17 protein-coding genes and 1 pseudogene are annotated in these 19,364 nt (G+C 73.4%); 13 read left to right on the top strand and 5 right to left on the bottom strand.

The window, feature by feature from the left end; translation table 11 throughout:
* Positions 1–94: 94 nt before the first annotated feature.
* The 5 genes and pseudogenes from HNR13_RS18355 to HNR13_RS18335 form a co-directional block, all read left to right on the top strand.
* Positions 95–1,816 (top strand): circularly permuted type 2 ATP-grasp protein, encoded by a 1,722-nt coding sequence (locus tag HNR13_RS18355; RefSeq protein ID WP_179608078.1) that lies wholly within the window; start codon positions 95–97, stop codon positions 1,814–1,816.
* Positions 1,816–2,742: an alpha-E domain-containing protein gene (locus tag HNR13_RS18350; protein ID WP_179608077.1), complete on the top strand. Its 927-nt coding sequence runs from the start codon at positions 1,816–1,818 to the stop codon at positions 2,740–2,742. Before HNR13_RS18355 ends, HNR13_RS18350 begins: the two co-directional genes overlap by 1 nt.
* Complete coding sequence (locus HNR13_RS18345; protein WP_179608075.1) at positions 2,739–3,584, top strand: transglutaminase N-terminal domain-containing protein; 846 nt, start codon at positions 2,739–2,741, stop codon at positions 3,582–3,584. Before HNR13_RS18350 ends, HNR13_RS18345 begins: the two co-directional genes overlap by 4 nt.
* A gap of 106 nt (positions 3,585–3,690) precedes the next feature.
* A complete protein-coding gene (locus HNR13_RS18340; protein ID WP_179608074.1) occupies positions 3,691–4,683 on the top strand; it encodes a D-alanine--D-alanine ligase family protein in 993 nt (330 codons plus the stop codon).
* 84 nt (positions 4,684–4,767) lie between these two features.
* Positions 4,768–5,070 (top strand): annotated as a pseudogene (locus tag HNR13_RS18335) (hypothetical protein); the annotation flags it as partial.
* A gap of 115 nt (positions 5,071–5,185) precedes the next feature.
* Here HNR13_RS18335 and HNR13_RS18330 read toward each other — a convergent pair.
* The gene (locus tag HNR13_RS18330; protein WP_179608070.1) at positions 5,186–6,637 is read right to left on the bottom strand and encodes a PucR family transcriptional regulator; all 1,452 of its coding nucleotides are present in this window, start codon (positions 6,635–6,637) and stop codon (positions 5,186–5,188) included.
* 95 nt (positions 6,638–6,732) lie between these two features.
* Here HNR13_RS18330 and gabT point away from each other — a divergent pair, with 95 nt between their 5' ends.
* From gabT to HNR13_RS18305, 5 genes are all read left to right on the top strand, one after another.
* On the top strand, positions 6,733–8,094 hold the full coding sequence (gene gabT / locus HNR13_RS18325) for a 4-aminobutyrate--2-oxoglutarate transaminase (protein ID WP_179608069.1): 1,362 nt from the start codon (positions 6,733–6,735) through the stop codon (positions 8,092–8,094).
* Complete coding sequence (locus HNR13_RS18320; RefSeq protein WP_179608067.1) at positions 8,091–9,581, top strand: NAD-dependent succinate-semialdehyde dehydrogenase; 1,491 nt, start codon at positions 8,091–8,093, stop codon at positions 9,579–9,581. Before gabT ends, HNR13_RS18320 begins: the two co-directional genes overlap by 4 nt.
* A 95-nt stretch (positions 9,582–9,676) precedes the next feature.
* Complete coding sequence (locus HNR13_RS18315) at positions 9,677–10,534, top strand: universal stress protein (protein ID WP_179608066.1); 858 nt, start codon at positions 9,677–9,679, stop codon at positions 10,532–10,534.
* 123 nt (positions 10,535–10,657) lie between these two features.
* A complete protein-coding gene (locus tag HNR13_RS18310) occupies positions 10,658–11,581 on the top strand; it encodes a ZIP family metal transporter (protein ID WP_179608064.1) in 924 nt (307 codons plus the stop codon).
* 70 nt (positions 11,582–11,651) lie between these two features.
* A complete protein-coding gene (locus HNR13_RS18305; protein WP_179608062.1) occupies positions 11,652–12,113 on the top strand; it encodes a phage tail protein in 462 nt (153 codons plus the stop codon).
* A gap of 21 nt (positions 12,114–12,134) precedes the next feature.
* Here the strand turns inward: HNR13_RS18305 and HNR13_RS18300 are convergent, their stop codons facing one another.
* The gene (locus tag HNR13_RS18300) at positions 12,135–12,368 is read right to left on the bottom strand and encodes a three-helix bundle dimerization domain-containing protein (protein WP_179608061.1); all 234 of its coding nucleotides are present in this window, start codon (positions 12,366–12,368) and stop codon (positions 12,135–12,137) included.
* A gap of 35 nt (positions 12,369–12,403) precedes the next feature.
* Between HNR13_RS18300 and HNR13_RS18295 the strand changes: the two genes are divergently transcribed.
* Positions 12,404–13,099, top strand: coding sequence for a PhzF family phenazine biosynthesis protein (locus HNR13_RS18295; RefSeq protein WP_179608059.1), 696 nt, complete (start codon positions 12,404–12,406; stop codon positions 13,097–13,099).
* Positions 13,096–13,983: a Vgb family protein gene (locus tag HNR13_RS18290; RefSeq protein WP_179608058.1), complete on the top strand. Its 888-nt coding sequence runs from the start codon at positions 13,096–13,098 to the stop codon at positions 13,981–13,983. The genes HNR13_RS18295 and HNR13_RS18290 overlap by 4 nt, the downstream gene beginning before the upstream one ends.
* 471 nt (positions 13,984–14,454) lie before the next feature.
* Here the strand turns inward: HNR13_RS18290 and HNR13_RS18285 are convergent, their stop codons facing one another.
* Both HNR13_RS18285 and HNR13_RS18280 read right to left on the bottom strand, forming a co-directional pair.
* Positions 14,455–15,948, bottom strand: coding sequence for a catalase (locus HNR13_RS18285; RefSeq protein ID WP_179608056.1), 1,494 nt, complete (start codon positions 15,946–15,948; stop codon positions 14,455–14,457).
* 13 nt (positions 15,949–15,961) lie between these two features.
* Positions 15,962–16,408, bottom strand: coding sequence for a Fur family transcriptional regulator (locus HNR13_RS18280; RefSeq protein WP_179608055.1), 447 nt, complete (start codon positions 16,406–16,408; stop codon positions 15,962–15,964).
* A gap of 115 nt (positions 16,409–16,523) precedes the next feature.
* Between HNR13_RS18280 and HNR13_RS18275 the strand changes: the two genes are divergently transcribed.
* Complete coding sequence (locus HNR13_RS18275) at positions 16,524–17,576, top strand: P-loop NTPase family protein (RefSeq protein ID WP_179608053.1); 1,053 nt, start codon at positions 16,524–16,526, stop codon at positions 17,574–17,576.
* Here HNR13_RS18275 and HNR13_RS18270 read toward each other — a convergent pair.
* Complete coding sequence (locus HNR13_RS18270; protein WP_179608051.1) at positions 17,558–19,285, bottom strand: cation:proton antiporter; 1,728 nt, start codon at positions 19,283–19,285, stop codon at positions 17,558–17,560. The genes HNR13_RS18275 and HNR13_RS18270 overlap by 19 nt on opposite strands.
* Positions 19,286–19,364 lie beyond the last annotated feature (79 nt).

The raw sequence follows: 19,364 nt of genomic DNA, 5'->3' as shown, positions 1-19,364 counted from the left end.
CGAAGTACGCAGACTATTCGCGTACTCAACCGGTTGTGACGTGGCGGAAACCTGGCGAAATCTGGGGGAAACCGACGCTCGGTAGCGTCCTGCCATGGGCGATCTGTTCGGCGGGTACGGCACGCACGCCGCGCGGCGGCGCCGCGGCCGCACGGCGCCGTTCGACGAGATGTTCGCCGGCACCCGCGGCGCCGCCGCCGAGCGCACCCGGCCCCCCTACCGCGAGCTGTTCACCGCGCTGGCCGCGCTGACGCAGGAGGAGCTCCGCGGCCGCACCGACGCGCTCGCCAGCTCCTACCTCGCCCAGGGCGTCACCTTCGACTTCGCGGGGGAGGAGCGGCCGTTCCCCCTCGACGCCGTGCCGCGCGTGATCGAGCAGTCCGAGTGGGCGCGGATCGAGGGCGGCGTGAAGCAGCGCGTCCGCGCCCTGGAGGCCTTCCTCAGCGACGTCTACGGCGGCCAGAACGCGGTCCGCGACGGTGTCATCCCGGCCGGGCTGATCACCTCGTCCGCGCACTTCCACCGCGCAGCGGCGGGCGTGGAGAGCGCCAACGGGGTGCGCATCCACGTCTCCGGGATCGACCTGATCCGGGACGAGCAGGGCGGCTGGCGGGTGCTGGAGGACAACGTCCGGGTGCCGAGCGGTGTCTCGTACGTGATCTCCAACCGCCGGGTGATGGCGCAGACGCTGCCGGAGCTGTTCACCTCGATGCGCGTCCGGCCGGTCGGGGACTATCCCTACCGGCTGCTGCAGGCGCTCAAGGCGAGCGCACCGGGCGGGATGGAGAACCCGAACGTCGTCGTGCTCACCCCCGGCGTGTACAACTCCGCCTACTTCGAGCACACCCTCCTCGCCCGGCTGATGGGGGTCGAGCTGGTGGAGGGCCGCGACCTGTTCTGCTCCGGCGGGACGGTGTGGATGCGCACCACCTCCGGCCCGCAGCGGGTGGACGTGATCTACCGCCGGATCGACGACGACTTCATCGACCCGCTGCAGTTCCGCGTCGACTCGGTTCTCGGGACGCCCGGGCTCATGCTGGCCGCCCGGCTCGGCACCGTGACCATCGCCAACGCGGTCGGCAACGGCGTCGCCGACGACAAGCTGGTCTACACCTACCTGCCCGACCTGATCCGCTACTACCTGGCCGAGGAGCCGATCCTCCCCAACGTGGACACCTGGCGGCTGGAAGAGCCGGACGCGCTCGCCGAGGTGCTCGACCGGCTGGACGAGCTGGTCGTGAAGCCGGTCGACGGCTCCGGCGGCAAGGGACTGGTCATCGGCCCCGACGCCGACCGCAAGGAGCTGGCCCGGCTGCGCGCACAGCTCGTCGCCGACCCGCGCGGCTGGATCGCGCAACCGGTCGTGCAGCTCTCCACCATCCCCACGCTCGTGGACGACGGCATGCGGCCGCGCCACGTCGACCTGCGGCCCTTCGCGGTGAACGACGGGCGGGACATCTGGGTGCTCCCCGGCGGCCTGACCCGGGTGGCGCTCGCGGAGGGGCAGCTCGTGGTGAACAGCAGCCAGGGCGGCGGATCGAAGGACACCTGGGTGGTGGGCGCGCCGGTGGCGGGGACCCAGGTGGAGGGAGCGCACGCGGCGGGCGAAGAGGGCACCGGCGGGCCGGCGGCGCCCCGGGAGGACCGGCCGGAGCCCAGGAACCTCCCCGGCCTCGTCGCGGACCAGGCCGCGGCGCCTCCGCTGCCCGCGCCGGAGCACTCGCGGGAGGACGCCCCGCGCACCGACCAGCAGCAGCAACAGCAGCAACAGCAGCAGCAGCGGACCGCGGCGGCGCCGCGACGGGAGGCGCCCTGATGCTCAGCCGGATCGCCTCCTCCCTCTTCTGGATCGGCCGCTACGTCGAGCGCAGCGACGGCACCGCGCGCATCCTCGACGTCCACCTCCAGCTGCTGCTGGAGGACCCGTGGATCGACGAGGACACCGCCTGCCGGTCGCTGCTCGGGGTGATGGGATCCGCCGCCGTCCCCGGGCCGATCGCCCGGGAGGACGTCCTGCGCCTGCTCGCCGTCGACCGCGGCACCCCGGCCTCCATCGCCTACTCCCTCGGCGCGGCGCGGGAGAACGCCCGCCGCGCCAGGGAGATCGTCTCGACCGAGCTGTGGGAGTGCCTCAACACCACGGCCGCCGGGGTGCCGCGGCGGGTGACCAGCGACAAGGTGCACGAGTTCTTCACCTGGGTGCGCGACCGCACCGCGCTCGCCGTGGGGATCATGGACTCCGGGGCCAGCCGGGACGAGGCCTGGCACTTCTTCACGCTGGGCCGCAGCCTGGAGCGGGCCGACATGACCGCGCGGCTGCTCGCCACCCGCTCGCTCACGGAGGCGAGCGGCCCGAGCTGGACGACCATCCTGCGCTCCTGCGGCGCCTACGAGGCGTACCTGCGGACCTACCGGGGCGTGCCCTCCACCCGGAACGCGGCGGAGTTCCTGCTGCACGACCGGCTGTTCCCCCGGTCGATCCTGTACGCGATCACGCGCGCGGTGGAGAGCCTGCGCGACATCGAGCCGCGGCACGAGCGCGCCGGGGTGTCCGACCGGGCGGTGCGGCTGCTCGGCCAGGTGCAGAGCGAGCTGGAGTTCCGGCCGGTCGCGGAGGTGCTGGACGACCTCCCCGCGCACATGTCCGCCATCCAGGACGCGACCAGCGCGGCGACGTCCGCGATCACCCGCCGCTACTTCCCGGAGAGCACGGCGCCGAGCTGGACGGGGGAGCGGGTGTGAAGCGGCTGCGGGTGACCCACTCGACCGGTTACCGGTACGGGGCGGAGGTGTCGGCCTCCTACAACGAGGCGCGGATGCTGCCGGCCTCCGGCGAACGGCAGCTGGTGCTGCACAGCGCCCTGGACGTGCGGCCGGTGTCGTCGCACCACCAGTACACCGACTACTGGGGCACGCGCGTCCTGGCCTTCGACGTGCTGAACCCGCACCGCGAGCTGACGATCACGGCGACCAGCCTGGTGGAGGTGCTGGACGCGGCGCGCGCGCCGGACCCTCTGGGGTGGGAGGAGCTGGCGGCGGCCGTGGCGCGTTCCGGGGAGTGCGTGCAGCAGCTGCGGCAGACCCCGCTGACCGAGCCGTCCGCGTCGCTCGCCGCCTTCGCGGCGTCGGCCGGCGCCGCGGAGGACGACCCCTGTGCGACGGCGCACGCGATCGCGGTCGCGGTCGGCGAGGCGATGACCTACGAGAGCGGGGTCACCGGCGTACGCACGACGGCGGGCGAGGCGTGGGAGGCGCGCGGCGGCGTCTGCCAGGACATCGCGCACGTCGCGATCGGCGCGCTCCGCTCGGTCGGCATCCCGGCCCGCTACGTGTCCGGCTACCTGCACCCGAAGGCGGACGCGGCGGTGGGCGAGACGGTGGTCGGCGAGTCGCACGCCTGGGTGGAGTGGTTCTGCGGCGGGTGGCACGGCTACGACCCGACCAACGGCATCGAGATCGGCGACAGGCACATCCGCGTCGGCCACGGCCGCGACTACGCCGACGTGGCCCCGCTCCGCGGCGTCTACTCCGGCGCGGCGGGGTCGGAGCTCTTCGTGTCCGTCTCCATCACCCGCGAAGCCTGACCCCCGCCCCCGCTCCCGAGACCGTCGAGTACGCGAATAATCAGGCCGAAACGCTCGAGTACGCGGATTGTTCGCGTACTCGGCGGGTTGTCGGTACCGTGGCGGGATGCGGATCGCAGTGCTGTTCGGCGGCTCCAGTGAGGAGCGCGATGTCTCGATCGCCAGTGCGGCGCCGGTGGTGCGCGCACTGCGCGGGCTCGGCCACGAGGTCCTGGCGGTGGACACCGCCTCCGGCGCGCTCGACGCCGCCGCGGAGGAGCGGGTGCTGACCGGCGCCGTCGGCGTCGCGCCTCCCGAGTCGACCGCCCTGGCCCGGCTCGCCGGCGCCGGGAGCGCGCTGCGGCTGCCCGCGGACGTCGCCGGCGTCGATCTGGTGTTCCTCGCGCTGCACGGCGGCTCGGGCGAGAACGGAGAGCTGCAGGCGCTGCTCCAGCTGGCCGGCGTCCCGTACACCGGGTCCGGGCCGCTCGGGAGCGGGCTCGCGATGGACAAGGAGCTCACCAAGCGCGTCCTCCTCCAGGCCGAGGTGCGCACCCCCGACTGGTTCCTCGACCCGCTCGAGCCCGGGGCCGCGGCGGCGGAGCTCGGGCTGCCGGTGGTCGTGAAGCCGAACGCGCAGGGCTCCACCGTCGGGCTCAGCATCGTGCGCGACCCCGACGAGCTGGAGGCCGCGGTCGCGAAGGCGGGGGTGTTCGGCCCGGTGCTGTTGGAGCGCTTCGTGCCGGGGCGCGAGCTGACCGTCGGCGTGCTCGGCGACGAGGCGCTCGCCGTGGGGGAGATCGCGGTCGACCCCGAGGCGGCGTTCACCTACGGCGACAAGTACCAGCCCGGCGCGGTGGCCGAGACCTTCCCGGCCGACGTCCCCGCCGAGGTCGCGGCGGAGGCCAGGGCGGCGGCGCTGACGGCGCACCGGGCGCTGCGGCTGTCCGGCTACAGCCGCACCGACTTCCGGCTGGACCGCGACGGCGTGCTCTGGACGATCGAGGTCAACTCGCTGCCGGGCCTCACCGCGACCAGCCTGCTCCCGCAGTCCGCGGCGGCCGTGGGGATCGGCTACGCCGAGCTCTGCCGCCGGATCTGCGAGCTCGCGCTGCGCTGAGCCGACGCGGCAGAGCGGCCATCCGCGGGCGCGGCGAACCTGAACGACCGGTAACGATCGGCCTGCCGGGGTTGCCCGGCGGACCGCGAGGGTTTCAATGGAGTCATGCGCAGTGTGGTCTGGTCGTTGTTCGGGTTCGCGTTCGTCGTCGCGGCCGTCGCACTGGGCGCGCTGACCACCCCCGCCGTCGACCACGGGCTGGCCACGGTCGCCGTCGGCCACCACGACGGCTTCACCCGCCGGCAGTGGGCGGACCTCGCGATCGCCGCCCTCTTCTTCATCGCGGCCGCCGCCGCCGCGGGCACCCTCGTCATCACCCGCCTGCGCGCGGCCTCCCGCCCCGCGGAGGCCCCCGCGCCCGACGCGCTGGTCCCCGCCGACCGCTGACCGGCTCAGCGCCGCGCCCAGCGCCGTGCACACAGGGGTCGCAACACGCCGTTACGCACGCCGTTTAGCGGCGTGTTGCGACCCCGGTTCGGGCGGCCGTCCGGTCGTTCGCGGGCTACTCCGCCGCGCGGAGCGCCGCGTAGAGGTCGGCGCGGGCGGCGAAGCCGCCGAGGTCGCGGCCGAGCAGCCGCTCGGCGTCGGCGACGCGCGCCCGCAGCGTGTGCCGGTGCATCCCGAGCCGCCGGGCGGCCACGTCGTACACGCCGTCCGCGTCGAGCCAGGTGCGCAGGATGCCGGGCAGCGCCGGGTCGGCCTCCGCCAGCGGGGCGAGCGCGGTGGCGGCGACGGCGCGGGCGTCCGGCGTCTGCAGGAGGGCGAGCATGCCCGCGGCGGCCACATCGTCGAAGGAGGGCACGGGCTCGTCGCGGGTGGAGCGGCGGGCCGCCACCCCGGCCTGGGTCACGCCGGACGCGAGCGCGGCGTAGCCGACGGGGGCGGAGGAGCCGCCGCGCAGCTCGAACCGCTCGGCCAGCTCCGCGACCGTCTCCGGGTCCGCCCCGAGCACGATCAGGTCCTGTCCGTCGCGCGCGAAGAAGCCGTCGCCTCCGGCCTCCAGCCAGTCCGCCGCGGCCGCCGCCGCGGCGCCGTGCAGCACCGTCACCCGCGCGGGCTGCTCGGGCAGCGCGCCGAGGACCGGCTCGGCCACCGCCTCCGCCAGCGGGAGGTCGCCGGCCAGCAGCGCCCGCCACACCGCCGTGCGGAGCCGCGCCCGCGCCGCGTCGGTCGCCCGGCTCTGCTCGAGCGCCAGCCCGGCGAGCGCGACGACGCCGGTCACCACCTGCTGCGCCGCCTGGTCGAGGCCCTCCGAGCCGATCGCGAGCACGCCGCGCAGTCTCCCGGCCGCGCCCAGGGTCTGCAGCGAGAACGGCCCGGCGGCGGTCGTCGCGGTCCCGGCCGCCCGCCGTCTGCTGCGCAGCAGGGGCTCGGCGGCCGCGGACAGCACCGCGCGCGCCGCGGCGTCCACCGAGCCGGACGGGGCGAGCCTGTCGAGCGTCCCGTCCGCCCCGAACAGCGCGACCGGCCGGTCGATCTGGCGGGCCAGCTCGGCGAGCACCGAGCCGAGCGCGTCCGGCCGCAGCGCCGCGAGCGAGATCGCCCGGGAGGCCCGCAGCGCCCAGGTGTTCCTGGCGTAGGCGTCGGCGGCGAGCCGGTCGGCGACGAACCGCGCGACCGCGATGAACGGCGTTCGGTACGGCACCTTGAACAGCGGGAGGCCGTGCCGCGCGCACGCCTCGACCAGCGGCTCCGGGGTGTCCCGCACGACCTCGGTCCCGAAGCCGAGCCCGGCGATCCCGTGCTCCACCAGCCGGGACACGTACGGGTCGACCTCCTCCGGTGTCCCTGTCACGAGCAGCACCTGGCCCGGCGACAGGAACGGAGTCGGATCGGGGAGGTCGGAGCTGTGCGCCCACGACAGCGGTGTGTCGAGCTCGCCGACGTCCCCCGCGGTGAGCAGGCGGAGGCCGAGCTCGGGGCGGGCGAGCAGCTGGGCGAGGGTCGCGGGCATCGGAAGCACTCCATCTGCCAGGATGTCGATTCCTGACGCTGGAATTGTACGGCCCGTCCAGGCGCAGGTCACGCCCGGCTCCCTACGATGCCGCCATGACCATCGTTTCCCCCGCCTCCGCAACCTTCGTCGGCGGACCCTCGCTCCCGCAGGAGCGCCGGCTCGTCACCCCCATCCCCGGCCCCGAGTCGCGCAAGCGCGCCGAGCGCAAGGCGCAGGCCGTCGCCGCCGGCGTCGGCGCCACCATCCCCGTCTACACCGTCGCAGCGGGCGGGGGTGTGCTCGTCGACGTCGACGGCAACTCCCTCATCGACTTCGGCTCCGGCATCGCCGTCACCGGTGTGGGCAACGCCGCCCCGCGCATCGTCGAGGCCGTGACCGCCCAGGTCGCCGCCTTCACCCACACCTGCTTCACCGTCGCGCCGTACGACTCCTACGTGGACGTCGCGGAGGCCCTCAACCGCCTCACCCCCGGCGACCACGTCAAGCGCAGCGCCCTGTTCAACTCGGGTGCCGAGGCCGTCGAGAACGCGGTCAAGATCGCCCGCCACTACACGGGCAAGCAGGCCGTCGTCGCCTTCGACCACGCCTACCACGGCCGCACCAACCTCACGATGGGCCTCACCGCCAAGAACCAGCCGTACAAGAACGGCTTCGGCCCGTTCGCGCCCGAGATCTACCGCGCCCCGCTCAGCTACCCGCTGCGCGACGGCGGCCTCTCCGGCGCCGAGGCGGCCAAGCGCGCCATCACCCTGATCGAGAAGCAGATCGGCGCGTCCAACCTGGCCGCGATCATCATCGAGCCCATCCAGGGCGAGGGCGGCTTCATCGTCCCGGCCGAGGGCTTCCTCCCCGCGCTGCAGGCCTGGGCGAACGAGAACGGCGTCGTCTTCATCGCCGACGAGGTGCAGACCGGCTTCGCCCGCACCGGCACCATGTTCGCCTCCGAGCAGTTCGGCATCGTCCCCGACCTGATCGTCACCGCCAAGGGCATCGCCGGCGGCCTCCCGCTGTCGGCGGTCACCGGCCGCGCCGAGATCATGGACGCGCCGCAGGTCGGCGGCCTCGGCGGCACCTACGGCGGCAACCCGCTCGCCTGCGTCGCGGCGCTCGCCGCGATCGAGACCTACGAGCAGGAGGACCTGGCCGCGCGCGCCCGCGCCATCGGCGAGATCCTCTTCGAGAAGCTCGGCGCCCTCCGCGACGCCGACCCGCGCGTCGCCGAGGTCCGCGGCCGCGGCGCCATGGTCGCGATCGAGCTGGTCGACCCCGAGACGGGCGAGCCGGACGCCGCACTGACCGGCAAGGTCGCCGCCGCCGCGCACGCGGCCGGCGTCGTGCTGCTCACCTGCGGCACCTACGGCAACGTGATCCGCTTCCTCCCGCCGCTGAGCATCCCGGACCACCTCCTCATCGAGGGGCTGGACGTCGTCGCGGAGGCGGTGGCCAACGCATGAGCGCCGTCGACACCACCGCGACCGCCGAGCTGACCGCCCGCGAGGCCGAGCTCCTCTCGCGCGTCCCCGACGGCCTGTTCATCGGCGGCGCCTGGGAGGCCGGCACCCGCCAGCAGATCCAGGTGCAGGACCCGGCGACCGGCCGCGTCATCAAGCGCATCGCCAACGCCACCCCGGAGGACGGCATCCGCGCCCTCGACGCCGCCGTCGCAGCGCAGGAGGCCTGGGCCGCGACGCCGCCGCGCACCCGCGCGGAGATCCTGCGCAAGGCGTTCGACCTGCTGCAGGAGCGTCGCGACGACTTCGCGCTGCTGATGACGCTGGAGATGGGCAAGCCGCTGGCCGAGGCCAACGGCGAGGTCACCTACGGCGGCGAGTTCCTGCGCTGGTTCTCCGAGGAGGCCGTGCGCATCTCCGGCCGCTACGGGCAGAACCCGGAGGGCACCGGGACCATGGTCGTCTCGCAGCGTCCGGTGGGCCCGTGCTTCTTCATCACGCCGTGGAACTTCCCGCTGGCGATGGCGACCCGCAAGATCGCGCCCGCCCTGGCCGCCGGCTGCACGGTCGTCGTCAAGCCGGCCGAGCTGACCCCGCTGACCACGCTGTTCTTCGCGCAGCTGCTCGCCGACGCCGGCGTGCCGGCCGGTGTGGTGAACGTCGTGCAGACGAACACCTCCGGCGCCGTCTCCGCACCGATCATCGCCGACCCGCGGCTCCGCAAGCTGTCGTTCACCGGCTCCACCCCGGTCGGTCGCGCCCTGCTCGCACAGGCCGCTCAGAACGTGCTGCGCACCTCCATGGAGCTCGGCGGCAACGCGCCGTTCATCGTGTTCGAGGACGCCGACCTGGATAAGGCGGTCGAGGGTGCGATGCTCGCGAAGTACCGCAACATCGGCCAGGCCTGCACCGCCGCCAACCGGTTCATCGTGCACGAGTCGGTCGCGGATGAGTTCTCGCGGCGGGTGGCGGCGAAGGTCGCTGCGCTGCGCGTCGGTCCCGGAACCGAGGAGGGCGTCACCATCGGCCCGCTGATCGACGACCGTGCGGTCGCCACCATGCAGGCGCTGGTCGGCGACGCGGTCGAGCGCGGCGCCCGCGTCCTCACCGGAGGAACCGCGCCCGAGCGCGACGGCTTCTTCTACGAGCCGACCGTGATCGTGGACGTCCAGCCCGGCTCCGAGATCCTCCGCGAGGAGATCTTCGGCCCTGTGCTGGCGATCACGACCTTCTCCACCGAGGACGAGGCCGTGGCGCGCGCGAACGAGACCGAGTACGGTCTGGTCGGCTACGTGTTCACCCAGGACCTCGCGCGCGGCCAGCGCATGATCGACCGCGTGGACACCGGCATGATGGGCCTCAACACCGGGCTCGTCTCCAACGCCGCGGCGCCGTTCGGCGGCGTCAAGCAGTCGGGCCTCGGCCGTGAGGGCGGGCTCGAGGGCATCCACGAGTACCTGAGCACGAAGTACACGCTCATCCCCGCCTGACCCGGCGGCACGGGCGGCCCGTTCCACCCCGGCGGGCCGCCCCCACCCAGCACCATCCCCAACCTCCGAACCACCCGAGCCGGAAGAAGCAGACCATGACCACCACTCAGCGCATCCTCGTCGGATATGAGGCGACACCGGCCGGAGAGGACGCCCTCGCCGCCGGAGCCGCGCTGGCCGCCTCCTTCGGAGCGGACCTCGATGTGGTCCTGGTCATGCCGGACACCTCCCGGCGCGGCAACGTGCCGAACGACCCGGCCTACGACGCCCTCCTGCGCGACACCGCGGAGGGCTGGCTGGCAGACGCGCGCACCCGCGTCCCGTCGTCGGTCGCCTTCAGCGGGCGGGTCGTCTTCGGCGACTCGCTCGCCGAGGGCCTGATCACGACCGCGGAGGAGCTGGGCGCGACGGTGATCGTCGTCGGCGCGGCGCGCGGCGGCCTGCTCGGCCGCTTCACCGTCGGCTCGGTCGCGGGCGCGCTCCTGCACGCCTCCCCGGTCCCGGTGCTGCTGGCGCCGGAGGGCTGGCGCGATCGCGCGCAGCAGCTCACGCGCGTCACGAGCATGGTCGGCACCCGCGCGGGTGCGGCGGACGTGCTGACGACCGGTGAGCGGCTCTCGGCCGCGGCCGGCGTACCGCTCCGACTGGTCTCGCTGCTGGCGCTCGACCTCCCGGGCGACGCGGCAGCACCCAAGCAGAGCGTCGGCGAGCACCACGCGGCGGCGGTGCTGGAGGAGGCTAGCGCGGCGACCGGTGTCGTCGCGACGGCGGTCGTCGCCAAGGGCGACAACATCCAGCACGCGGTGGCGCGCCTCGACTGGGAACCCGGTGAGATCGTCGTGGTCGGCTCCAGCCGCCTCGCGCAGCCCAGCCGCCTGTTCCTCGGCTCCACCGCGGCCGCCATGCTGCGCGAGCTGCCCGTGCCGATGGTCGTGGTGCCGCGCACGGAGTGATCCTGCGACTCCTCTCATCGGATTCTGTGTAAGGCAGGATTCTTTGTAAGGGGAGGCTTACCTTACAATCGAATGCGGCCGGAGCCGCCGCTTCGATCTCAACAGCCTCCACGAAGGATCTTCATGTCCCCCATGGGTGTCGCCGCTCTCGGCGCCGTCGCTGGTCTGACCATCTTCCTCGGCCTCCCGATCGGCCGGCTGCGCTCGAACGCCGTCGGCCTGAAGGCCGCGCTGAACGCGCTCGCGACCGGCATCCTGATCTTCCTGCTGTGGGATGTGCTCTCGCAGGCGTGGGAGCCCGTGGACAAGGCGCTCTCGTCGCACCAGCTCGGCCCGGCGCTCGGCCAGGGCCTGCTGATGGCCGCGTGCATCGGCGTCGGGCTGCTCAGCCTCACCTACGTCGACCGGTACATGAAGCGGCGCGCGCTGGCGCTCGCGTCGCCGATCCGGCCGCAGGCCGGTCCCGACGGATCGCCCGCCGGCTCGCACCCCGGCGCCGGCTCCCAGCCGCACGGGCACCACGGCTCCGGCACGGGCGCCGTCGGCACCGCCACCGGCGTCGCCATCGTCGCCGCCACCGAGGTGGAGTCCCGCGCGGGCGCGCGCCGCCTGGCGCTCACCATCGCGATCGGCATCGGCCTCCACAACTTCGCCGAGGGCCTGGCGATCGGCACCGCAGCTGCGCAGGGCGAGCTCGCCTTCGCCGTCCTGCTCATCGTCGGCTTCGGCCTCCACAACGCCACCGAGGGCTTCGGGATCGTCGCCCCGCTGAGCGGCACCCGCCCGTCCTGGGGCTACCTCGCGCTGCTCGGCCTGATCGGCGGCGGCCCCACCTTCCTCGGCACCATCATCGGCCAGTCGTTCAGCAGCTCGATCGTCTCGATCGCGTTCCTCGGCCTGGCCGCCGGCTCCATCCTCTACGTCGTCATCGAGCTGTTCGCCGTCGCCCGCCGCACCGGCATGAAGACCCTCGTCGCGTGGTGCATCTTCGCCGGGATCGTCGCCGGCTTCGCCACCGACGCCATCGTGACCGCCGGCGGGGCCTGAACCCGGGCGGGTCATTCGGTAGCCGGGCGGATTCAGTAGGCTCGTTCCCGGAGCGAACGAGGAGGCCCGCATGCGCCAGGTGGTCGATTTCACGGACGTCTCGACGGAGGGACTGGAGTCCAGCCCCGTCGCGCCCGCCCTCGCCGGGCTGCGCGCCAACGAGGCCCGCTACTTCAAGAACAAGTACGACCACGACTTCGCGACCGCGCCGGCCGACGAGGAGCAGGAGGCGCTCGACTGGGTCAGCCGCATCCTCGCCGACGAGCGCGGCATCGTGATCGCGTCGCCCGCCCTCGAGGTCACCTCGTTCGAGGTGGACGGCATCCGGATGGCCTACGTCTTCTACGAGTCCGGCCTGTCGATCAACGTCATGTACACCATCGACGACGCGGGCAAGCGCGCGGTCGGCTTCAAGCTGTCCGACGGCATGGAGGTGCCGGAGGAGCTGTCGGCGTTCAAGTTCGCGCGGCAGAAGTCGAAGCTCGCGGGGACGATCCGCGGCTCCTACTTCGTCATCAAGGGCACGTACTGACGAGCCCTGCGCCGCCTGCGCTCAGGCCAGCGGGGTCACTTCCGCGGCCAGCTCCCGTTTGACGTCGTGCTCGATGAGCACGGGGATGAAGTCGCGCACGGGCGCGCCGGTGTAGTCGATGTGCCGCTGGTGCACCAAGTCGACGATGCGGTCCCGGGGGACCTGGGGGAAGCGCTCCGCGAGCCGGTCGACGGCGTGGTCGATGGCGACCTCTTCGTCGGTGGGGGCGGCGGGGGTGGGGGCCTCGTCACTCATGGCGCGATTATCTCTCGCATGCCAGGGTGGAGGCTATGGATGAAATCGAGGTAGTGGTCGTCCGCGTCTTCACCGACGAGCGCGGCACGAACGGCAACGAGCTGGGCATCGTGACCAGCGCGCCGGCGACGGCGGGGCGCGAGCAGGAGATCGCGGCCGCGCTGGGCTTCAGCGAGACGGTGTTCGTCGACTCGTTGGACACGACGGCGGGCCTCGCGGCCATCCGGATCTTCACGCCGGCGGCCGAGCTCCCGTTCGCCGGCCACCCGAGCGTGGGGACGGCCTGGTGGCTCGCCCACGAGCGCACCCCGGTCGGCGCCCTCGTCGAGAAGGCGGGCGATGTGGCGGTGTCCGTCGACCTCGACCGGGATTCGGCGACGATCGACGCCCGCGCCGCGTGGACCCCCGACTTCACCTGGCACGCGCTGGGCACCCCGGCGGAGGTCGAGGCGCTCGACGCCTTCGCGTTCACCGAGGGACAGCACTACGCGTACGCCTGGATCGACGAGGCGGAGGGCCGGCTGCGCGCCCGGATGTTCGCCCCGGCCATGGGCATCGTCGAGGACGAGGCGACCGGCGCCGCCGCCGTCGCGCTCACCGCGAAGCTCGGCCGGGCGCTGCACATCCTGCAGGGCGAGGGCTCGGAGATCACGACGCAGCCCCTCGACGGCGGCCTCGTCCGCGTCGGCGGGACCGTGGTGTACGACCGCACCATCGACGCCACCCTGTGAGCGGGGATACTCGGCACGGCTCGGTCGAGCTGATCCCGGTCGGCGCGCCGGGGGAGGGGCCGTACGGAATCGCGGTGACCGGCGACGGCGCCGTATGGTTCACGCTCGTGCACGGAGCGGCCGTCGGCCGGCTCGATCCGTCCGGCGTGCTGACCCGGCTCGACCTGGGCGCGGGCGCACAGCCGTCGGTGGTCGCCGCGGCGAACGGCACAGACGTGTGGGTGAGCGACACGACGGGAGGCCGCCTGCTGCTGGGACCGGGCCCGCGGCTCCTAGCCGAGGCCATGGCGCCCACGGCGGGCGCCCAACCGTTCGGCGTCGTCGCGCTCTACGACGGCACGACCTGGTTCACCGAGCTCGCCGCTGACGCGCTCGGCCGCGTCGGGGTCCTCGGTGAGGTCGACGAGTTCCCCGTCGGCCGCGAGGGCGTGATGGCGTCGATGATCGCGGCCTCCGGCGACTCGCTCTGGTTCACGATGAACGCCGTCGACGCCCTCGGGCACGTGCGCGGCGGCGACGCCGCGGTCGCGGTCACCGAACTGCCCGCCGGCTCCGGCCCCGTCGGCATCACCGTTGCCGAGGACGGCGCGATCTGGGCCGCCCTGATCGGCGGCGACGCCCTGGCCCGGGTGGGCACGGACGGCGCGCTCGCGCTGCATCCGCTCGGCGCCGGCGCCAAGCCGCACGCGGTCGCGCCCGATGCGACCGGCGGGGTCTGGGCCTCGCTCTGGGGCGCGGACGCCCTGGCGCACGTCACCGCCGCCGGCGAGACCGCCCGCGTCGCGCTGCCCCCGGGCTCCGAGCCGCACGGCATCGCCGTCGCCCCCGACGGCACGGTCTGGGCCGCCCTGGAGTCGGGCGCCCTCGCCCGCCTCCACCCCTGACCGCCCGAGTCCGTCCCAGCCCGACCCCAGGAAGACCGCCCGTCCGGGCCCCCGCCAGCCCCACCCGCCCGGGCCCCCGCCAGCCCCCACCCGCGGACCGGCCCGGCCCGGCCCCCGCCAGCCCCCACCCGCGGACCGGCCCGGCCCCGGCCCGCAGCCAACGGAGGACATCCACCCTCCCCCGGCCCCAACCTCCTCCGCTGACTGCGTTTCGGGCCCAGCCGGCACCCGATCTCCTCCGCTCCCGACGCTGCAGCCAGCGGAGGAGTTCTAGCTCCGACACCCCCCGCAACGCAGCCAACGGAGGAAGCCGGCCCCAGCCGGCACCCGATCTCCTCCGCTACCGACGCTGCAGCCAGCGGAGGACATCCATCACCGCAACCCCCGGAAACGCAGCGAACGGAGGAGACCGCGGCCGGTCAGGCCACGGACTCCTCCGTTCGCGTCAGTTCTGTTCGCGGAGGGAGAGGGTTACTCCCCGACGCCCACGAACTCGGCCGCCTCGTCCGGGTCGGCGACCCCGGACTCCAGCCGCGCACGCAGCGCTGCACCGAGCGCCGAATCCACGTTCGTCCAGTACTGGATCGCGCGCTCGCGGATGTCCTCGCGGGTCACCCCGCCGACCGCGCCCGCGATCGTGTCCAGGAACCGCTCCTTCGCCGCGTCGTCGTAGACCTCGCGGTAGAGCGTCCCCGCCTGGCCGAAGTCGTCGTCCTCCGCGTGCAGCGTCGCCGCCGCGCGCACGAGCGCGCCGTCCGACTCCCACGATCCCTCTCCGGCTGCTGCGGCATTCGCCGACGGGCCGCCGAACGAGTTCGGCGCGTACACCGGCGCGGACGCCGGCTTGAAGCCGTGGCGGGCCGCGCCGTCCTGCGAGTAGTTGTGCACCGGGGCGACCGGCGCGTTCACCGGCAGCTCGTTGTAGTTGGTGCCGACGCGGTAGCGCTGGGCGTCCGGGTAGGAGAACACGCGCGCCATCAGCATCTTGTCCGGGCTGATGTCGATGCCCGGGACGGTGTTGGCCGGGGAGAACGCCGCCTGCTCGATCTGCGCGAAGAAGTTCTCCGGGTTCTCGTTGAGGGTGTGGACGCCGACCTCGATCAGCGGGTAGTCGCTGTGCGGCCACACCTTGGTCAGGTCGAACGGGTTGAACCGGTAGGTCTTGGCGTCCTCGTACGGCATCACCTGCACGCTCACCTTCCACGCCGGGAAGTCGCCGCGCTCGATCGCCTCGTAGAGGTCGCGGCGGTAGTAGTCCGCGTCCTCACCCGCGATCCGCTCCGCCTCCGCGCCGTGCATCTCCTCGTTGCCCTGCAGCGCGTGGAAGTGGTACTTCACCCAGAACCGCTCGCCGGCCGCGTTGATCCACTGGTAGGTGTGCGAGCCGTAGCCGGGCATGGTCCGCCAGGAGCGCGGCAGGCCGCGGTCGCCCATCAGGTAGGTCACCTGGTGCGCCGACTCCGGGGAGAGCGTCCAGAAGTCCCACTGCATGTCGGCGTCGCGCAGGCCGGAGCCGGGGAGGCGCTTCTGCGAGTGGATGAAGTCGGGGAACTTGATGCCGTCGCGGATGAAGAACACCGGAGTGTTGTTGCCGACGATGTCGTAGTTGCCCTCGGTCGTGTAGAACTTCACCGAGAAGCCGCGGACGTCGCGCCAGGTGTCGGGGGAGCCCTGCTCGCCGGCGACCGACGAGAACCGCTGCACGGTGCGGGTGGTGGTGCCGGGCTGGAAGACCGCGGCCTTCGTGTACGCGGTCACGTCGCCGGTGACGACGAACTCGCCGAACGCCCCGCCGCCCTTCGCGTGCACGATCCGCTCCGGGATGCGCTCGCGGTTGAACTGCGCGAGCTTCTCGACGAGATACCGGTCGTGGAGCGCGGTCGCCCCGTCCCGTCCGGACGTCAGCGAGTGCGCGTCGCTGCCGACCGGGCTTCCGGTCTGGGTGGTCGTGTGGTTCTCCGTCATGGTTCTCCTAACCTCATCCGGCGCGCGACGGGGCTTTCGCCGCACGTTCCTGACAGGACGGGCACAGCCCCCAGAAGGTGACCTCCGCCACGTCCACCACGAACCCGGCCGCCCCCGAGGGATGCAGGCAGGGTGCGTGGCCGACGACGCACTCCACGTCCGCGACCGCGCCGCACGCGGTGCAGACCACGTGGTGGTGGTTGTCGCCGACGCGCCGCTCGTAGAGCGCGGGAGAGTGCGCCGGCTCGATCCGCCGCAGCAGACCGGCGGCGGTGAGGTCGCCGAGCACGTTGTGGACGTTCTGGATCGAGGTGCCGGGCAGTGCGGGTAACACCGCGCGGTACACCGACTCGGCGTCCACGTGGGGGTGCGCGTCGAGCGCGCGGAGCACGGCGAGCCGTCCCTGCGTCACCCGCAGCCCCGACGCGCGGAGCACGCCTTCGAGCTGTGCGGTGTCCATGCCGGCCACGCTACCGGTTCTGTTTTGAACAACTCAAAACAACGTGCATCCCGGGAGTGGCGCTTTCCGGCCCCGTAATCTTGCATGAGAAGTTTCAACCCGGGGAGTGGATCGGATGGCGCGCGAATTCCTGGTGGACGCCCTCGGCGAGCGGGTGCGGGTGACGGTCGAGGGGATGCCGGACTCCGACGCCGGCCGGCTGGAGGACCAGTGGCGCCGGCTGTCGACCGCCGGAGAGGCCACGAGCGCGCTGACGGTCGCCGGCAGCCCGGGGATCGGCGCGGAGGTCACGGGCCGCGACCTCGACGAGGTGGCCGTCGCCCTCCGCCGTGCGATCAACCTGCGGGCGATCGAGGCGACCCGCGGGGAGCTGCTGGTGCTCCACGCCGCGGGGCTGGCCGATCCGGCCACGGGCGACGTGATCGCGCTCGTCGGCCCGTCCGGGGCAGGCAAGTCGACCGCCGCGGCGACGCTCGGGACGGCGCTGGGGTATGTGTCGGATGAAACCGTGGCGGTCACGCCGGGCGGCGACGTGCTCCCCTTCCCGCAGCCGCTGGCGTTCAAGCTCCCCGGCGGGGGCAAGCGCGTCCAGGGGCCGGACGAGCTCGGGCTGCTGCGAGCGGGGCCGCGCCTCCGGCTGTCGTGCGTCGCCCTCCTCGATCGCACCGACGCGGTGACCGTCCCGGAGGTCGAGCCGGTCGGGCTGGGGGAGGTCGTCGCCGACTTGGTCGGGCAGGTCAACTACTTCGACGCGCTCCCGCGGCCGCTGTCGGCCCTCGACGCCCTCGTCCGGCGGTGCGGGGGCGTCCACGTGATCCGGTACCGGGAGGCGGCCGACCTCCTCGGTCCGGTGCGCGCGCTGCTCGGCGCCACGGCGGGCGCTCCGCTGTACAGCCGGGTGGAGGCCGACGACGCAGTCGCCCTCGACTCCGGCGCAGCCGTCCTCGCCGCGGGCCGGATCACCGTGCTGACCCCGCTCTCGGCGCTGCTCTGGGGCCTCCTCGTCGTCCCGCAGCCGCTGCCCCGGCTGGTCGCCGCGGCCGAGCGGGAGTTCGGGCCGGCTCCGGACGGCGGCGGGGAGGCCGCCGTGCGCGCGGTCCTCGGCGAGTTGGCCGACGCGGGGCTCGTGCGGCCGCCGCGGTCCGGGCGTCACCGGGCGCGGGACTGAAGCCGGGTCTCCTCGATGTCGAGCATGGACTGCGCCTCGCTCAGGATGCGCGACGGGTAGGCGCCGCGCGCCCGCTCCACGTGCAGCCGGTCGCGCTCGGCGTCCACGACCGCCAGCCGCAGCGTGCGGTAGACGTGGTGCGGCCGCCCCTCCGGCGGGGTGTCGTGGAGGACGATGCGCTCCCAGGCCGCCTCGGCGCGGAGGTAGGTGGTCTGGCGCACGCGTTCCACGACCTCCGGATCGACCGGGGAGGTCGCGCCCGAGGCGGCCTCCGGGTCGTCCAGCACCGCGAGGCCGGCCTCGCTGAGGTCGTCGAGGAGCTGCGCGAGCAGCCTCCTGTCGTCCTTCACGTCGATGCCCTGCAGCCCGAGGGCCCGGATCAGCCAGGGGAGGGTGCCGCCCTGCACGACCAGGCTGACGAACGCGACCGTGAACGCGATCAGGATGAGCTGCGGGCGGTACGGGATGTCCCCGGGCAGCGACTGCGCGGCCGCCAGCGTGACGACGCCGCGCATCCCCGACCAGCCGAGGACGACCCCGCCCTTCCAGTCGATGGCCTCCTGGCGGAACTCCTCCAGGTCGCTGCGGTGCCGCTCGTAGCGCTGCTCGGCGCGCTGCTTGCGCTGCGCCTGCCAGCGGTAGCGCACCGGATGGTCGCGGAAGTAGCTGATCATCAACCACTCCCGCAGCACTTGCTTCTCGGCGCGTTCGCCGCGTCGTCGGAGCGCGAGGATGAGCGGCCCGATCAGGATGTAGCGGATCACGACCAGGGAGGCCATCGCGATCAGCCCGATGCCGACCGCGTCCCAGACGCTGAGGATCTCCGGGTGCTCGACGTCCGCGATGAGGGTGCGCAGTTCCAGCCCGATCAGCAGGAAGACGCCGTTCTCGAGCAGGAACTGGATGGTGCGCCAGTTGATCTGGTCGCTGATCCGCGCCTGCGCGCTGAACTGCCGCGGCGACGCGTGCCCGGTGTAGAGGCCGGTCACGACGACGGCGAGGACGCCCGAGCCGTGCAGCGCCTCCGTCGGGGCGAACGCGGCGAACGGCACGACGACCGACAGCGCGGTGTCGAGCACCGGGTCGCTCAGCTTGGAGCGCACCCACACGGTGACGAAGCCGACCACCAGGCCGATCACGAGGGCGATGATCACGGCCGAGAAGAAGTCGAGCACGCCCGCGAGCGGCGTGGCCAGGGTGCCGACCGCGGCCGCGAGGGCCGTGCGCAGCAGCACCAGCGCGGTGGCGTCGTTGACCAGGCCCTCGCCCTCCAGCACGGTCAGCAGCCGCGGCGGGAGACCGAGCTTGCGGCCGATGGAGGTCGCCGCGACCGCGTCGGGCGGGCTGATGATCGCGCCGAGCGCGATGGCCGCGGCCAGGTTGAGGTCGGGCAGCATCGTGTAGAGCACGAATCCCGACGCGAACGCCGTGACCACCACGAGGAAGACCGAGAGCCCCGCGATCGGCGCGAGGTTGCGGCGGAAGTCGGTGAGCGGGACGCTGATCGCCGCCGCGTAGAGGATGGGCGGGAGCAGCCCGTCCAGGATGATCTCCGGCGGCACCTCGATGTCCGGCACCCCGGGCAGCACCGACAGGGTGACGCCGACGATCACGAGGATGATGGGCGCGGCGACGCCGAGCTTGCGGGCGAAGGCGGCTACGCCGACGATCACCGCGACGGCGATCACCGCATAGACACCGAGCTCCATGCCTTCCAGCCTACGGAAGATTTCACACGTCTGAGAACACTCTCAGACGCGGGGGCCGTGGGGAGGGGCGCGTGGGCGC

Origin of the sequence: Leifsonia shinshuensis (genome assembly GCF_013410375.1) — a bacterium.
In the GTDB taxonomy this organism is placed as follows: domain Bacteria; phylum Actinomycetota; class Actinomycetes; order Actinomycetales; family Microbacteriaceae; genus Leifsonia; species Leifsonia shinshuensis.
The sequence above is the reverse complement of the archived record's forward strand: the minus strand, read 5'-3'. Positions and strand labels throughout refer to the sequence as shown.

Excerpts from the sequence above, each read along its gene's own strand:
- HNR13_RS18300 (WP_179608061.1), bottom strand. The coding sequence starts at position 12,368 with ATGAGTGACGAGGCCCCCACCCCCGCCGCCCCCACCGACGAAGAGGTC.
- HNR13_RS18280 (WP_179608055.1), bottom strand. The coding sequence starts at position 16,408 with ATGGACACCGCACAGCTCGAAGGCGTGCTCCGCGCGTCGGGGCTGCGG.
- gabT (WP_179608069.1), top strand. The coding sequence starts at position 6,733 with ATGACCATCGTTTCCCCCGCCTCCGCAACCTTCGTCGGCGGACCCTCG.
- HNR13_RS18305 (WP_179608062.1), top strand. The coding sequence starts at position 11,652 with ATGCGCCAGGTGGTCGATTTCACGGACGTCTCGACGGAGGGACTGGAG.
- HNR13_RS18340 (WP_179608074.1), top strand. The coding sequence starts at position 3,691 with ATGCGGATCGCAGTGCTGTTCGGCGGCTCCAGTGAGGAGCGCGATGTC.
- HNR13_RS18330 (WP_179608070.1), bottom strand. The coding sequence starts at position 6,637 with ATGCCCGCGACCCTCGCCCAGCTGCTCGCCCGCCCCGAGCTCGGCCTC.
- HNR13_RS18320 (WP_179608067.1), top strand. The coding sequence starts at position 8,091 with ATGAGCGCCGTCGACACCACCGCGACCGCCGAGCTGACCGCCCGCGAG.
- HNR13_RS18350 (WP_179608077.1), top strand. The coding sequence starts at position 1,816 with ATGCTCAGCCGGATCGCCTCCTCCCTCTTCTGGATCGGCCGCTACGTC.
- HNR13_RS18295 (WP_179608059.1), top strand. The coding sequence starts at position 12,404 with ATGGATGAAATCGAGGTAGTGGTCGTCCGCGTCTTCACCGACGAGCGC.
- HNR13_RS18270 (WP_179608051.1), bottom strand. The coding sequence starts at position 19,285 with ATGGAGCTCGGTGTCTATGCGGTGATCGCCGTCGCGGTGATCGTCGGC.
- HNR13_RS18275 (WP_179608053.1), top strand. The coding sequence starts at position 16,524 with ATGGCGCGCGAATTCCTGGTGGACGCCCTCGGCGAGCGGGTGCGGGTG.
- HNR13_RS18285 (WP_179608056.1), bottom strand. The coding sequence starts at position 15,948 with ATGACGGAGAACCACACGACCACCCAGACCGGAAGCCCGGTCGGCAGC.
- HNR13_RS18310 (WP_179608064.1), top strand. The coding sequence starts at position 10,658 with ATGTCCCCCATGGGTGTCGCCGCTCTCGGCGCCGTCGCTGGTCTGACC.
- HNR13_RS18355 (WP_179608078.1), top strand. The coding sequence starts at position 95 with ATGGGCGATCTGTTCGGCGGGTACGGCACGCACGCCGCGCGGCGGCGC.
- HNR13_RS18315 (WP_179608066.1), top strand. The coding sequence starts at position 9,677 with ATGACCACCACTCAGCGCATCCTCGTCGGATATGAGGCGACACCGGCC.